This window comes from Streptomyces liangshanensis (assembly GCF_011694815.1).
GTDB classification, from domain to species: domain Bacteria; phylum Actinomycetota; class Actinomycetes; order Streptomycetales; family Streptomycetaceae; genus Streptomyces; species Streptomyces liangshanensis.
Genome location: NZ_CP050177.1, coordinates 2,129,596 through 2,143,223, shown reverse-complemented (window position 1 = coordinate 2,143,223; position 13,628 = coordinate 2,129,596). Strand labels below are relative to the sequence as shown.

The 13,628-nt window shown below is 71.5% G+C and carries 12 protein-coding genes; 9 read left to right on the top strand and 3 right to left on the bottom strand.

All coding sequences use genetic code 11. The features are described 5' to 3' along the window. Nucleotides 1-55 precede the first annotated feature (55 nt). The 9 genes from rpsB to HA039_RS08945 all read left to right on the top strand — a co-directional run bounded on the left by rpsB (nucleotide 56) and on the right by HA039_RS08945 (nucleotide 10,081). Nucleotides 56-1,003, top strand: a complete 948-nt coding sequence (gene rpsB / locus HA039_RS08985) for a 30S ribosomal protein S2 (RefSeq protein ID WP_167026427.1) — start codon at nucleotides 56-58, stop codon at nucleotides 1,001-1,003. Between the two features lie 105 nt (nucleotides 1,004-1,108). Then, entirely contained in the window at nucleotides 1,109-1,963 is an 855-nt protein-coding gene (gene tsf, locus HA039_RS08980; RefSeq protein WP_167026424.1) for a translation elongation factor Ts, read from the top strand. Nucleotides 1,964-2,120: 157 nt separating this feature from the next. Then, a complete protein-coding gene (gene pyrH / locus HA039_RS08975; RefSeq protein WP_167026421.1) occupies nucleotides 2,121-2,918 on the top strand; it encodes a UMP kinase in 798 nt (265 codons plus the stop codon). Between the two features lie 157 nt (nucleotides 2,919-3,075). Beyond that, complete coding sequence (gene frr / locus HA039_RS08970) at nucleotides 3,076-3,633, top strand: ribosome recycling factor (protein ID WP_167026418.1); 558 nt, start codon at nucleotides 3,076-3,078, stop codon at nucleotides 3,631-3,633. After that, nucleotides 3,633-4,703 (top strand): phosphatidate cytidylyltransferase, encoded by a 1,071-nt coding sequence (locus HA039_RS08965; protein WP_167026415.1) that lies wholly within the window; start codon nucleotides 3,633-3,635, stop codon nucleotides 4,701-4,703. The genes frr and HA039_RS08965 overlap by 1 nt, the downstream gene beginning before the upstream one ends. 169 nt (nucleotides 4,704-4,872) lie before the next feature. Beyond that, complete coding sequence (rlmN, locus tag HA039_RS08960) at nucleotides 4,873-5,985, top strand: dual-specificity RNA methyltransferase RlmN (protein WP_167026411.1); 1,113 nt, start codon at nucleotides 4,873-4,875, stop codon at nucleotides 5,983-5,985. 273 nt (nucleotides 5,986-6,258) lie between these two features. Next, nucleotides 6,259-7,368 carry a thiamine ABC transporter substrate-binding protein gene (locus HA039_RS08955; RefSeq protein ID WP_167026408.1) on the top strand — a complete coding sequence of 370 codons (1,110 nt, stop codon included), beginning with the start codon at nucleotides 6,259-6,261 and terminating at the stop codon, nucleotides 7,366-7,368. A gap of 53 nt (nucleotides 7,369-7,421) precedes the next feature. Beyond that, nucleotides 7,422-9,032, top strand: coding sequence for an ABC transporter permease (locus HA039_RS08950; protein WP_167036451.1), 1,611 nt, complete (start codon nucleotides 7,422-7,424; stop codon nucleotides 9,030-9,032). After that, on the top strand, nucleotides 9,032-10,081 hold the full coding sequence (locus HA039_RS08945) for an ABC transporter ATP-binding protein (protein ID WP_425086322.1): 1,050 nt from the start codon (nucleotides 9,032-9,034) through the stop codon (nucleotides 10,079-10,081). Before HA039_RS08950 ends, HA039_RS08945 begins: the two co-directional genes overlap by 1 nt. A gap of 291 nt (nucleotides 10,082-10,372) precedes the next feature. Here HA039_RS08945 and HA039_RS08940 read toward each other — a convergent pair whose 3' ends face one another. The 3 genes from HA039_RS08940 to HA039_RS08930 all read right to left on the bottom strand — a co-directional run bounded on the left by HA039_RS08940 (nucleotide 10,373) and on the right by HA039_RS08930 (nucleotide 13,596). Beyond that, entirely contained in the window at nucleotides 10,373-11,494 is a 1,122-nt protein-coding gene (locus tag HA039_RS08940; protein ID WP_167026405.1) for an LOG family protein, read from the bottom strand. 171 nt (nucleotides 11,495-11,665) lie between these two features. Further along, on the bottom strand, nucleotides 11,666-12,886 hold the full coding sequence (locus tag HA039_RS08935; protein WP_167026403.1) for a hypothetical protein: 1,221 nt from the start codon (nucleotides 12,884-12,886) through the stop codon (nucleotides 11,666-11,668). Then, nucleotides 12,868-13,596, bottom strand: coding sequence for an ABC transporter ATP-binding protein (locus HA039_RS08930; RefSeq protein ID WP_167026400.1), 729 nt, complete (start codon nucleotides 13,594-13,596; stop codon nucleotides 12,868-12,870). Before HA039_RS08930 ends, HA039_RS08935 begins: the two co-directional genes overlap by 19 nt. Nucleotides 13,597-13,628: the final 32 nt, after the last annotated feature.

Sequence of the window (13,628 nt, the reverse complement as noted above, 5' to 3'; positions counted from 1 at the left end):
AGGCGCATCCGCCGTCCGGCGGGTGCGACAACCGAGAGCCTCTAGGAGTACGGCCATGGCCGTCGTCACGATGCGGGAGCTGCTGGAAAGCGGCGTCCACTTCGGTCACCAGACCCGTCGTTGGAACCCGAAGATGAAGCGATTCATCTTCACGGAGCGCAACGGCATCTACATCATCGACCTGCTCCAGTCGCTGTCGTACATCGACCGCGCCTACGAGTTCGTCAAGGAGACGGTCGCCCACGGCGGCTCCGTCATGTTCGTCGGCACCAAGAAGCAGGCGCAGGAAGCGATCGCCGAGCAGGCGACGCGCGTGGGCATGCCCTACGTCAACCAGCGCTGGCTCGGCGGCATGCTGACCAACTTCTCCACCGTCTACAAGCGTCTCCAGCGCCTCAAGGAGCTCGAGCAGATCGACTTCGACGACGTGGCGGCCTCGGGCCTCACGAAGAAGGAGCTGCTCGTCCTCTCCCGCGAGAAGGCCAAGCTGGAGAAGACCCTCGGCGGTATCCGCGAGATGCAGAAGGTGCCCAGCGCCGTCTGGATCGTGGACACCAAGAAGGAGCACATCGCGGTCGGTGAGGCGCGCAAGCTCCACATCCCGGTCGTCGCGATCCTCGACACCAACTGCGACCCCGACGAGGTCGACTACAAGATCCCCGGCAACGACGACGCGATCCGCTCCGTCACGCTGCTCACCCGCGTGATCGCCGACGCCGTCGCCGAGGGCCTCATCGCCCGTTCCGGCGTCGCCACCGGTGACTCCAAGCCGGGCGAGAAGGCCGTCGGCGAGCCCCTCGCCGAGTGGGAGCGCGACCTCCTCGAGGGCGAGAAGAAGGACGACGCCGAGAAGCCCGCCGACGACGCCGCCGTCGCCGCCGAGGCCGACGTCCAGACCTCCGCCGAGACGGAGAAGGTCGCCGACGCCGAGCAGGTCGACGAGGCCGCCGCCCCGGCCGAGACCGAGGCTGCCGCCCCGGCTGCGGACAACGAGCAGGCCTGACCTTCACCGGTTCGGTTGCTGACTGCGGGAGCTGGTGCCGTACCCCGGCGCCGGCTCCCCGCCGTCCACCCGTAGATCTTCGACTTCCGAGAGAGATTCACAGACATGGCGAACTACACCGCCGCTGACGTCAAGAAGCTCCGCGAGCTCACCGGCGCCGGCATGATGGACTGCAAGAAGGCCCTGGACGAGGCCGACGGCAACGTGGACAAGGCCGTCGAGCTGCTCCGCGTGAAGGGCCAGAAGGGCGTCGCCAAGCGCGAAGGCCGTTCGGCCGAGAACGGCGCCGTCGTCTCCCTCATCTCCGAGGACAAGACGTCCGGCGTGCTCGTCGAGCTGAAGTGCGAGACGGACTTCGTCGCCAAGAGCGACAAGTTCATCACCGTCGCCAACACGCTCGCCGCGTTCGTCGCCTCGTCCAACCCGGCCGACCTGGGTGTCCTGCTCGCCTCCGAGATCGAGGCCGGCAAGACCGTCCAGGCGTACGTCGACGAGGCCAACGCCAACCTCGGCGAGAAGATCGTCCTGGACCGCTTCGCGCAGTTCACCGGCGGTTACGTGGCCGCGTACATGCACCGCACCATGCCCGACCTCCCGCCGCAGGTGGGCGTCCTGGTCGAGCTGGACAAGGGCTCCGCCTCGGACGAGACGGCCGCCACGGCCGCCAAGGACGTGGCCCAGCACATCGCCGCCTTCGCGCCGAAGTACCTCACGCGTGACGAGGTCCCCGCCGACGTCGTCGAGAACGAGCGCCGCGTCGCCGAGGCCACCTCCCGCGAGGAGGGCAAGCCCGAGGCCGCCCTGCCGAAGATCGTCGAGGGTCGCGTCAACGGCTTCTTCAAGGACGTCGTCGTCCTGGAGCAGGCGTTCGCGAAGGACAACAAGAAGTCGGTCCAGAAGGTCCTGGACGAGGCCGGTGTCACCCTGAAGCGCTTCTCGCGCATCAAGGTCGGCATCTGAGTCCGTACAGCGTTCGACGCAGGACCCCGCTAGGGTCTTACGGAGTCGTCACACGCGAACGCGACGGACGACCGCAGATCTGACGAGGAGGCCATTGCCGCACGGGACACACACCCACCGGCAATGGCCTTCGTCGTATGTGCACGAGGAGATCCCCATGAACAAGGGCGCGGACGCCACCCAGTCTGCCGACGGCAAGGACAACACCGTGGGTCGCAGCGACCCGGCCAAGGGCGCCGGCCGCTTCATGCTGAAGCTGTCCGGTGAGGCGTTCGCCGGCGGGGGAGGGCTCGGCGTCGACCCCGACGTCGTACACGCCATCGCCCGTGAGATCGCGGCCGTCGTACGGGACGGCGCCCAGATCGCCATCGTCCTCGGCGGCGGCAACTTCTTCCGCGGCGCCGAACTCCAGCAGCGCGGCATGGACCGGGCGCGCTCCGACTACATGGGCATGCTCGGTACGGTCATGAACTGCCTGGCCCTCCAGGACTTCCTGGAGAAGGAGGGCATCGACTCCCGCGTCCAGACGGCCATCACGATGGGCCAGGTCGCGGAGCCGTACATCCCGCTGCGCGCCGTACGGCACCTGGAGAAGGGCCGCGTCGTCATCTTCGGCGCGGGCATGGGCATGCCGTACTTCTCCACCGACACCACCGCCGCCCAGCGCGCCCTGGAGATCGACGCCGAGGCGCTGCTGATGGGCAAGAACGGTGTGGACGGGGTCTACGACTCCGACCCCAAGACCCACCCGGGCGCGGTCAAGTTCGACGCGCTGGAGTACAGCGAGGTCATCGCCCGCGACCTGCGGGTCGCCGACATGACCGCGATCACGCTGTGCCAGGACAACAAGCTGCCGATTCTCGTCTTCGAATTGCTGACCGAGGGCAATATCGCGCGCGCGGTCAAGGGTGAGAAGATCGGCACGCTCGTGAGCGACCAGGGCACCCGGAGCTGAGTCGCGCGGGACACACCGCGGGACACTTGATCCGTACGGCCCCGCACGGGGATGGACAAAGCCCTGACGGTCGGACACCGTGCAGGGCAGGACGCGACGCAGGATCCGCCAGGACCGGTAGCAGGCCCGGCCCACTCAAGACACGCAGGAGCAAGTGGTGATCGAAGAGACCCTCCTCGAGGCCGAGGAGAAGATGGAGAAGGCCGTCCTGGTCGCCAAAGACGACTTCGCCGCGATCCGCACAGGGCGGGCGCACCCGGCGATGTTCAACAAGATCGTGGCGGACTACTACGGGGCGGCGACGCCGATCAACCAGCTGGCGTCGTTCTCGGTGCCCGAACCGCGGATGGCCGTGGTGGCCCCGTTCGACAAGAGCGCGCTGCGCAACATCGAGCAGGCGATCCGCGACTCCGACCTCGGGGTCAACCCGAGCAACGACGGCAACATCATCCGGGTGGTGTTCCCGGAGCTGACCCAGGACCGCCGCAAGGAGTTCATCAAGGTCGCGAAGTCCAAGGCCGAGGACTCGAAGATCTCGATCCGCGCGGTCCGCCGCAAGGCCAAGGAGACCATCGACAAGCTGGTCAAGGACGGCGAGGTCGGCGAGGACGAGGGCCGCCGCGCCGAGAAGGAGCTCGACGACACCACCGCGAAGTACGTGGCACAGGTGGACGAGCTGCTCAAGCACAAGGAAGCCGAGCTGCTCGAAGTCTGATGAACGACTCTTCCTGGGGTTCCCCGCCGACCGCCGACCTCTGGGGACAGCCCGACCAGGGGGCCGGCCCGGCGGGTCCCGCCTACGATGAGCCTGCCGCACAGCAGACTCGGCCCATGCCCATCGTGCCCGACGGACCCGCCCGCGGCGGGGGCCAGGACGACGACCGGGGGGCGGCCCGGGCGGGCGGCCCCGTGTTCCGCGACGAGATCGCCCAGGAGCCCATGCCCGCGCCCCCGCCACCCCCGCAGAAGAAGCGGGCGGGCCGTGACCTGCGCGCCGCCATAGGGGTCGGCGTCGGGCTCGGTGTGGTGGTCGTGGCCTCGCTCTTCATCGTGAAGGCGGCCTTCGTCGGGGTCGTCGCGGTCGCCGTCGTGGTCGGGCTGTGGGAGCTGACCTCCCGCCTCGACGAGAAGAAGGGCATCAAGGCCCCGCTCGTACCGCTGGCCGTCGGTGGCGCCGCGATGGTCGTCGCCGGATACGTGCGCGGGGTCGAGGGCGCCTGGGTCGCCATGGCCCTGACGGCCCTCGCCGTCCTGGTGTGGCGGATGACCGAGCAGCCCGAGGGGTATCTGCGGGACGTCACGGCCGGTGTGTTCGCCGCGTTCTACGTACCGTTCCTGGCCACCTTCGTCGCGCTGATGCTCACCGCCGACGACGGCGCCCGGCGCGTGCTGATGTTCCTGCTGCTGACGGTGGTCAGCGACACCGGCGCGTACGCCGTCGGCTGGCGCTTCGGCACCCACAAGCTCGCGCCGCGCATCAGCCCCGGCAAGACCAGGGAAGGGCTGCTCGGCGCGGTCGTCTTCGCGATGGTCGCGGGCGCGCTCTGCATGCAGTTCCTGATCAACGACGGCGTCTGGTGGCAGGGCCTGCTGCTCGGCATCGCGGTCGCCGCCAGCGCCACCCTCGGTGACCTGGGCGAATCCATGATCAAGCGCGATCTGGGCATCAAGGACATGGGGACGCTGCTGCCCGGCCACGGCGGCATCATGGACCGGCTCGACTCGCTGCTGCCCACCGCGCCGGTGGTCTGGCTGCTGTTGGTGATCTTCGTCGGCTCGGGGTGAACCGCACCGGTACTCTTGAAGGGCTCGCCACTCACCGGTGGCGAGCCCTTTTGGTCCCCGCGCCCGCGCGGGGCTGATCCCGTGAGGTCTCCCGGCACCGGCAACGTGGTGCCGCTCTTCCCCGTGGCACCGGGGATCGGGCCTCGCCGCACCGAGGAGACTTGCGTTCATGGCCCCGCCGACCCCCGGAGAACTCACTTTCGTCGCGCCCCGCGGAGCCAAGAAGCCGCCGCGGCACCTCGCCGACCTCACGCCCGCCGAGCGCCGTGACGCCGTCGCGGCCATCGGCGAGAAGCCGTTCCGCGCCAAGCAGCTCTCCCAGCACTACTTCGCCCGCTACGCGCACGACCCCGAGCAGTGGACCGACATCCCCGCCGGGGCGCGGCAGAAGCTCGCGTCGGAGCTGCTGCCCGACCTGATGTCCGTCGTACGGCACATCTCCTGCGACGACGACACCACCCGCAAGACCCTGTGGCGCCTCCACGACGGCACGCTGGTCGAGTCCGTCCTCATGCGCTACCCGGACCGGGTCACCATGTGCATCTCGTCCCAGGCCGGGTGCGGGATGAACTGCCCGTTCTGCGCCACCGGCCAGGCCGGCCTCGACCGCAACCTGTCGACCGCCGAGATCGTGCACCAGATCGTCGACGGCATGCGCGCCCTGCGCGACGGCGAGGTGCCCGGCGGTCCCGCACGGCTTTCCAACATCGTCTTCATGGGCATGGGCGAGCCGCTCGCCAACTACAACCGGGTCATCGGCGCGATCCGCCGGCTCACCGACCCCGAGCCCGACGGCCTCGGCATCTCGCAGCGCGGGATCACCGTCTCGACGGTCGGCCTGGTCCCGGCGATGCTGCGGTTCGCCGACGAGGGCTTCAAGTGCCGCCTCGCGGTGTCGCTCCACGCGCCCGACGACGAGCTGCGCGACACCCTCGTACCGGTCAACACCCGCTGGAAGGTGCCGGAGGTGCTCGACGCCGCATGGGAGTACGCGGCGAAGTCCGGCCGCCGGATCTCCATCGAGTACGCCATGATCCGGGACATCAACGACCAGGCGTGGCGGGGCGACCGGCTGGGCCGGCTGCTCAAGGGCAAGCGGGTTCACGTCAACCTGATCCCCCTCAACCCGACCCCGGGCTCGAAGTGGACGGCCTCGCGCCCCGAGGACGAGAAGGCGTTCGTCGAGGCGATCGCGCGCCACGGCGTGCCGGTGACCGTACGCGACACCCGGGGCCAGGAGATCGACGGAGCGTGCGGGCAGCTGGCCGCTTCCGAACGCTGAGGCGAATCTGTGTAATCTGGCTCTGAACAACAGATTTCCCGTACGACACATATTCCGACAGGGGAGCGCCACAGCGCTGAGAGTGCGATACGGATCCCGCTCCACGAGCGGACACCGGTCGCAGACCCTCTGAACCTTGCCCAGGTCATTCTGGGTAGGAAGTTCGGACATCACTCAAGCTGTTGCGCCCTGCCCGGCGCCCGGCCCGCGTCCGTCGCGGGCGGGCGCCGGGCAGGGCCGCGTCTTCTCCTGGAGTTCCCAGGAGGAAAACCAGTGGGCAACAAGCACGCCAGAACAGCAGCAGGCCTCGCGCTCGTCGCCGCGCTCGGGGTGTCGACCCTCGCCGCGTGCGGCGGGTCCGACAGCCCGGCATCGTCGGGCAGCGGCGGGAGCGGGACGAAGTCGAAGACCGTCACGCTCGTCAGCCACGACTCGTTCAACGCCTCTCCCGCCGTGCTCAAGGCGTTCACCAAGGAGACGGGCTACACCGTCAAGGTGCTCAAGAGCGGCGACGCCGGCGAGGCGCTCAACAAGGAGATCCTCACCAAGGGCTCCCCGCAGGGTGACGTCTTCTTCGGCGTGGACAACACCCTGCTCTCCCGCGCCCTCGACAACGGCCTGTTCACCCCGTACAAGGCGAAGGGCCTCGACCGGGTCAGCGCCGACTCCCAGCTCGACGCGGCGAAGAACCGGGTCACCCCGATCGACACCGGCGACATCTGCGTCAACTACGACAAGAAATACTTCGCGGACAAGAAGCTCGCCCCGCCGCAGACCTTCGACGACCTGGTCAAGCCCCAGTACAAGAACCTCCTCGTCACCGAGAACGTCGCCACGTCCTCGCCCGGCCTCGGCTTCCTGCTCGGTACGGTCGCGCACTCCGGCGACTCCGGCTGGCAGGACTACTGGAAGAAGCTCAAGGCCAACGGCGTCCAGGTGGTCGACAGCTGGGAGCAGGCCTACAACGAGAACTTCTCCGGTTCCTCCGGCGGCAGGAAGGCGCACGGCGACCGCCCGCTCGTCGTCTCGTACGCCTCCAGCCCGCCCGCCGAAGTCCTGTACTCCGAGCCCCAGCCCAAGGTCGCGCCCACCGGCGTCGCCACCGGCACCTGCTTCCGGCAGATCGAGTTCGCCGGCCTGCTCGGCGGGGCCAAGAACGAGGCCGGCGGCAAGGCGCTGCTGGACTTCCTGATCAGCGACCGGTTCCAGGCGGACATGCCGCTGAACATGTTCGTGAACCCCGTGGTCGCGTCCGTACCCCTGCCGCCGCTGTTCACCGAGTTCGGCGCGACCGTCGACCAGCCGGAGACGGTGGCGCCCGACAAGATCGCCGCCAACCGGGAGCAGTGGATCCAGACGTGGACCTCACTCGTAGTGAAGTAGTCCGCGAGCCGGACCGCCGGGCCGTACGGGCACACGCCGTACGGCTCGGCCTCATGGCCGTGCCCGTCCTGTTCTTCGCGGTCTTCTTCGCGTACCCCGTGACCGCGATCGTCGGCCGCGGGCTGCGGAGCGACGGCGTCTGGCAGTTCGGCCGCGTCGGGGACGTACTGAGCCGCCCCGACATCCTCGACGTCCTCTGGTTCACCACCTGGCAGGCCCTCGCCTCCACGGCGCTCACCCTCGTCGTCGCCCTGCCCGGCGCGTACGTCTTCGCCCGCTTCGACTTCCCCGGCAGACACCTGCTCCGGGCCGTCGTCACCGTGCCGTTCGTCCTGCCCACCGTCGTCGTCGGCACCGCCTTCCTCGCCCTCCTCGGACGCGGCGGACTCCTCGACGAACTGTGGGGTGTGCGCCTGGACACGACGGTCTGGGCGATCCTCCTCGCGCACGTCTTCTTCAACTACGCGGTGGTCGTACGGACCGTCGGCGGCCTGTGGTCACAGCTCGACCCGCGCCAGGAGGAAGCCGCCCGGGTCCTCGGCGCGAGCCGCCTCGCCGCCTGGTGGCGGGTGACGCTGCCCGCCCTCGGCCCCGCCGTCGCGGCCGCCGCCCTCATGGTCTTCCTCTTCACCTTCACCTCCTTCGGCGTCGTCCAGATCCTGGGCGGTCCCGCCTACTCCACGCTGGAGGTGGAGATCTACCGGCAGACCGCGCAACTGCTCGACCTGCCGACCGCCGCCGTGCTGACCCTCGTGCAGTTCGCCGCCGTCGGCGCGATCCTGGCGCTGCACGCCTGGACCGTACGGCGGCGGGAGACCGCGCTGCGCCTGGTCGACCCCGCGCTGACGGCGCGCCGCCCGAAGGGGCCGGGACAGTGGACGCTGCTCGGCGTTGTCCTCACGGTGGTGCTCCTCCTGATCCTGCTGCCGCTCGGGGTGCTGGTCGAGCGCTCCTTCGACGGCCCCGGCGGGTACGGCCTCACCTTCTACCGGGCGCTCACCTCCGTGGGGACGAGCGGTACCTTCCTGGTCCCGCCGCTGGACGCGGTGCGGACCTCGCTGGAGTACGCGGTGGTCGCCACGGCCATCGCCCTGGCCGTGGGCGGGTCGGCCGCCGCGGCGCTGACCCGGCGGGCGGGGCGGCTCGTGCGCGGGTTCGACGCCCTGCTGATGCTGCCGCTGGGCGTCTCGGCGGTGACCGTCGGCTTCGGCTTCCTGATCACCCTCGACAAGCCGCCGCTGGACCTGCGGGCCTCCTGGATCCTGGTGCCGCTCGCCCAGGCGCTGGTCGGGGTGCCCTTTGTCGTACGCACCATGCTCCCCGTGCTCCGGGCGGTGGACGGACGGCTGCGCGAGGCGGCGGCGGTGCTCGGCGCGTCGCCGCTGCGGGCCTGGCGCGAGGTCGATCTCCCCTTGGTACGGCGGGCATTGCTCGTCGCGGCCGGGTTCGCCTTCGCGGTCTCGCTCGGCGAGTTCGGCGCGACGGTCTTCATCGCGCGGCCCGACCGGCCGACGCTGCCGGTGGCCGTGGCGCGGCTGCTGGGCCGGCCCGGGGAGCTCAACTACGGGCAGGCGATGGCCTTGAGCACCGTGCTGATGGTGGTGTGCGCGGTGTCGCTGCTCGTGCTCGAACGTATCCGTACCGACCGCTCGGGAGAATTCTGATGACGCTGCTCAGTCTCGCGGGGGTGACGGTACGGTTCGGCGACCGCAAGGCCCCGAGGACGGCGCTCGACGCGGTCGACCTGGAGGTCGCCGAGCACGAGATCGTGTGTGTGCTGGGGCCGAGCGGGAGCGGCAAGTCGACGCTGCTGCGGGTGGTGGCCGGGCTCCAGGAGCTCTCCGGGGGACGGGTGCTGCTCGACGGCGCGGACCAGGCGGGGGTGCCGGTGCACCGGCGGGGGGTGGGGCTGATGTTCCAGGACCACCAGCTGTTCCCGCAGCGTGACGTCGGCGGGAACGTCGCCTTCGGGCTGCGGATGCGGGGGGTTTCGCGGGACGAACAGGCGCGTCGTGTCGAGGAGTTGCTCGACCTCGTCGGGCTGCCCGGGGCCGGGCGCCGTGCCGTCTCCGCGCTCTCGGGCGGTGAGCAGCAGCGGGTGGCGCTGGCGCGGGCGCTCGCGCCTCGTCCCCGGCTGCTGATGCTCGACGAGCCGCTGGGCCAGCTCGACCGGAGCCTGCGGGAGCGGCTCGTCGCCGAACTGCGCGGCCTCTTCGGGCGGTTGGGGACGACGGTGCTGGCCGTCACGCACGACCAGGGCGAGGCGTTCGCGCTCGCGGACCGGGTGGTGGTGATGCGGGACGGGCGGGTGGCGCAGAGCGGGACGCCGTTGGAGGTGTGGCAGCGGCCGGCCTCCGCCTTCGTGGCGCGCTTCCTCGGCTTCGAGAACGTGGTCCCGGCGACGGTCGCCGGGTCCGTCGCGGATACGCCGTGGGGGAGGGTGCCGGTGCCGGCGGGGTCGTCGCAGGGGGCGGTGACGTTGTTGGTGCGGCCGGGCGGGGTGCGGGTGTCCGCGGGGTCCGGGGAGCCGGGTGCGTTGCGTTGTGTTGTCGCCGCGAGGACGTTCCGGGGGAGCCGGGTGGGGGTGTCGCTCCGCGCGGGGGAGGCTTTGTTGGAGGCGGAGTGCGAGGTGGGGGGTGCGCCTCGGGAGGGGGAGGTGGTGGGGGTGACGTTCGCGGAGGACGAGGTGGTGGTGCTTCCGCCGTCGCGCTGAGCGCCGCGCTCGCGGGCTTCGTCCTCAAACGCCGGACGGGCTTGAGGGGGCTCGGGCCCGTTGCCCCTGCGGGTCAAAGACGTCCTCAAACGCCGGACGGGCTTGAAATGCCGGGGCCGGGCTGTTTGGGCCCGGCCCCCGGCGACAAGCCGCACCGGGACCACCGGCCCGCAGTGGGCACCATCAAGCCCGTCCGGCGATTGAGGACAATCAGTGACCCGCGCGGCCCACCGGCCCCCAAGCCCGTCCGGCGATTGAGGACAAAGCGGTGACCCGCGCCGGGGCCGGGCTTTACAGGGCGGCCAGCGCTGCCGGGGCGTCGTCTACCGAGTCGACCAGTGCTATCCGAGCCTCCATCGGTCTCCGTCGCGCCAGCGACGAGAGCAGCGGCCACGTCGGCAGCGTCTCCGTCCAGTGCTCCCGGTCCACCAGCACCATCGGCGTCGGCTCGCCCCGCGACTCGTAGTAGTTCGGGGTCGCGTTGTCGAAGATCTCCTGGACCGTCCCCGCCGCGCCCGGCAGGAAGATCACGCCCGCGTTGCACCGCGCCAGCAACCCGTCCTCGCGGGTCGCGTTGGCGAAGTACTTCGCGATGTGCGCGGCGAACGCGTTCGGCGGCTCGTGGCCGTAGAACCACGTCGGGACCCCCACCGACTCGTCGCCCTTCGGCCACCGCGCCCGCACGTCGAAGGCGGCCTGCGCCCAGTCGGAGACGGAGGGCACGAACGACGGCGTCTCGGCGAGGAGTTCGAGCGCCTCGTCCAGCATGTCGTCGGGGTGGGGCGCGGCGTACGCGCCGAGGTTCGCGGCCTCCATCGCGCCCGGCCCGCCCCCGGTCGCGACGGTCAGCCCGGTACGGGTCAGCGCGCGGCCGAGGCGCGCCGCCCCCGCGTACGCGTCCGTGCCGCGGGCCATCGCGTGGCCGCCCATCACACCCACCACCCGCGCCCCGACGAGCAGTTCGTCGAGGGCGTCCGAGATCGCGTCGTCGTGCACCGAGCGCAGCATGGAGGCGAACACGTCGCCGTCCGACCGGGTGCGCTGGAACCACGCGTAGGCCCGGGCGTCCGGCGTGGCGTCGTACCCGTGGTCCGCGAGCCCGTCGAAGAGCTGGTCGGGGGAGTACAGGAGGCCCCGGTACGGGTCGAAGGGCAGGTTCGGTACGGGCGGGAACACCAGGGCCCCGTCGGCGCGGACCTTGGCCAGCGCGTCGGTCTCCATGGGGCAGCCGAGGAACACGGCGCCGGAGGTGTCGGTGGCGATCAGGGTGTCCGTACGGCTGGTCAGGTCCACGGACTGGAGGCGGAAGCCGTCGAGCTTCCCGCCGGTTTCGACGATCCTGAGGTCGAACTCGTCGAGGGTCTCTATCTCCCGGTCCGTCGGCTGCGGTTGGAGGTCATCGCCATTCACCATGGCGTCACGATAGCGGCCGGTCCTCTTCACCGTCCGCCCCGCCCGCGCCCAGCGCACCCCGCCCGCGCCCACCGGCCCCCGCCCGCCACGAAGATTCCCGTGTCCGCCTCGCGACGGCCGATCACCGGTGTCCTCGGCACCGACCGCGCGGCCGTTCGCCCCGCGGAAGCCTCAGGCCGTCAGCGGCACCGCGGCCAGCGACGCGACCGCCCAGGTCAGCGGGACGAACACGGCGACCAGGGTGGCCGCCCGTACCGCCGCCGCCGTGCGGAGCATCGCCGCCGGGGCGCCCAGCCGTACCAGCTCCTCCGTCGTGGTCGCCCGCGCCTGACGCGACTCCAGCGCCGCCGTCAGCAGGGACGCCGCCGTGCAGCCGATGACCAGCCCCGCGCCCAGCCCGGTCAGCGGGCCGAAGGGCCGTTCGTCGCCGGGCCCGTACAGACTCGCCGCCGCGAACGCGCCGGAGATCACCGCGCACAGCACGCCCAGCGGACGCCCGATGCGCCTCGCCTCGCTCATCAGCGTGCGCCCCGCCAGCAGCCGGACCGCGCCGGGGCGCAGGGTCTGGAGCAGCCAGCCGCACAGGTGGGTGATGCCGGGGCCGGCCAGCGCGAGGCCGACCGCGGTCAGGGCCCAGCCGGCCAGCACGCCCGCCGAGCCGCTGTCGAAGCGGCCGGGCAGGGGCAGCGCGCCGGCGTTGCCGTTCCGGCTCGCGTACGTCTCCACCGCGAGGCCCGCCGCCGTGAGCGCGACCCCCCACGGCAGCCCGCTCGGCGCGGACGACGGGGCGAACGCGTCCGGCCGCCGCGGCTTCGCCTCGCCGGCCTCCGCCGTACCGGTACCCGCCCCGGCACCCGTACCGGCCTCGGAGCGCTCGGCCACGGGGGCGGTGGGGCGCGGGCGCAGCGCGAAGCCCGCGGCGAGCGTCGCCAGAACCGGCGCCGCCGCGAGCAGGGTCAGCGCCGCGCCCATCGGCAGCGGCCGGTCCGCGGAGAGCAGGTCGGCCGCGTCGCCGTCGAACGGCATGCCCGTCAGGTCGCCGCGCAGGTGCAGGAAGACCAGCAGCGCCACCGCGCTGCCGAGGGTGGTGGCCACGGCCGTCGACACGACGGCGAGCATCGTGAGGCGGGCCGGGCCGAGGCCGACCGCGGACAGTCCGCGGCGCGGCCGGGTGCTCGGGTCGGTCCTGGCGACCGCCACCGCGAACTGGACGGTGGCGGCCAGCGGCACCAGGCACCACAGCAGCCGCAGGTACGACCCGGCCGGGTGGCCGAGCGCCCAGCCGAGGGTGCACAGCAGCAGGAATCCGACCCCGGCGGATGCCGCGGCGACCAGCAGCCGGCGCAGCAGGACCAGCGGGTGGGTGCCGCGGGTCAGACGGAGAGAGAGCACGCGTCCTGGCCTTCCGCCTCGGACGGCTGGAGGGAGCCCACCCGGCGGCCGTCGAGCAGCGAGACCGTACGGTCGGCGAGGGTCGCCACCTCCGGGTCCAGCGTCGCCAGCACCACGGTGATGCGGTGCGAGCGGGCGGCGGTGGTCAGGGTACGGAGCACCTGGGCCCGGTCGGCCTGGTGCAGGGGCGCGGTCGGTTCGTCGGCGAAGAGCACGGACGGCTTGGTGACCAGGGCCCGGGCGACGGCGACCCGCTGGCGCTGGCTCTGGAGCAGGGCGTGCGGGCGCTTACGGGCGCACGCGCCGATGTCGAGGCGCTCCAGCCACTCCATGGCGGCGGTCTTGGACGCGCGGTGCCCGGCGCCCCGCATCAGCAGCGGCAGCGCGGCGTTCTCCCAGGCGCTCAGCTCGGGGACGAGGCACGGCTCCGGGTCGATCCAGCTGAAACGGTCGCGGCGCAGGCGTTCGCGCAGCACCGCGTTCATGGTGTGGACGGGCGAGCTGTTGAACCACACCTCGCCCTGGTCCGGCACCAGTTGGCCGGACAGGCAGCGCAGCAGCGTCGACTTGCCGCTGCCGCGCGGGCCGTTCACGGCGAGGATGTCGCCCTCGCGCACGCCCAGCGAGACACCGGTGAGGGCGGGCGAGCCGTTGTGGGAGTAGTGCAGGGAACGAGCCCAGAGCACGTCGTTGTCCGGCGGGGCCACCATGGCGCACACCTCCACCTCGGTCGGATCGGTCT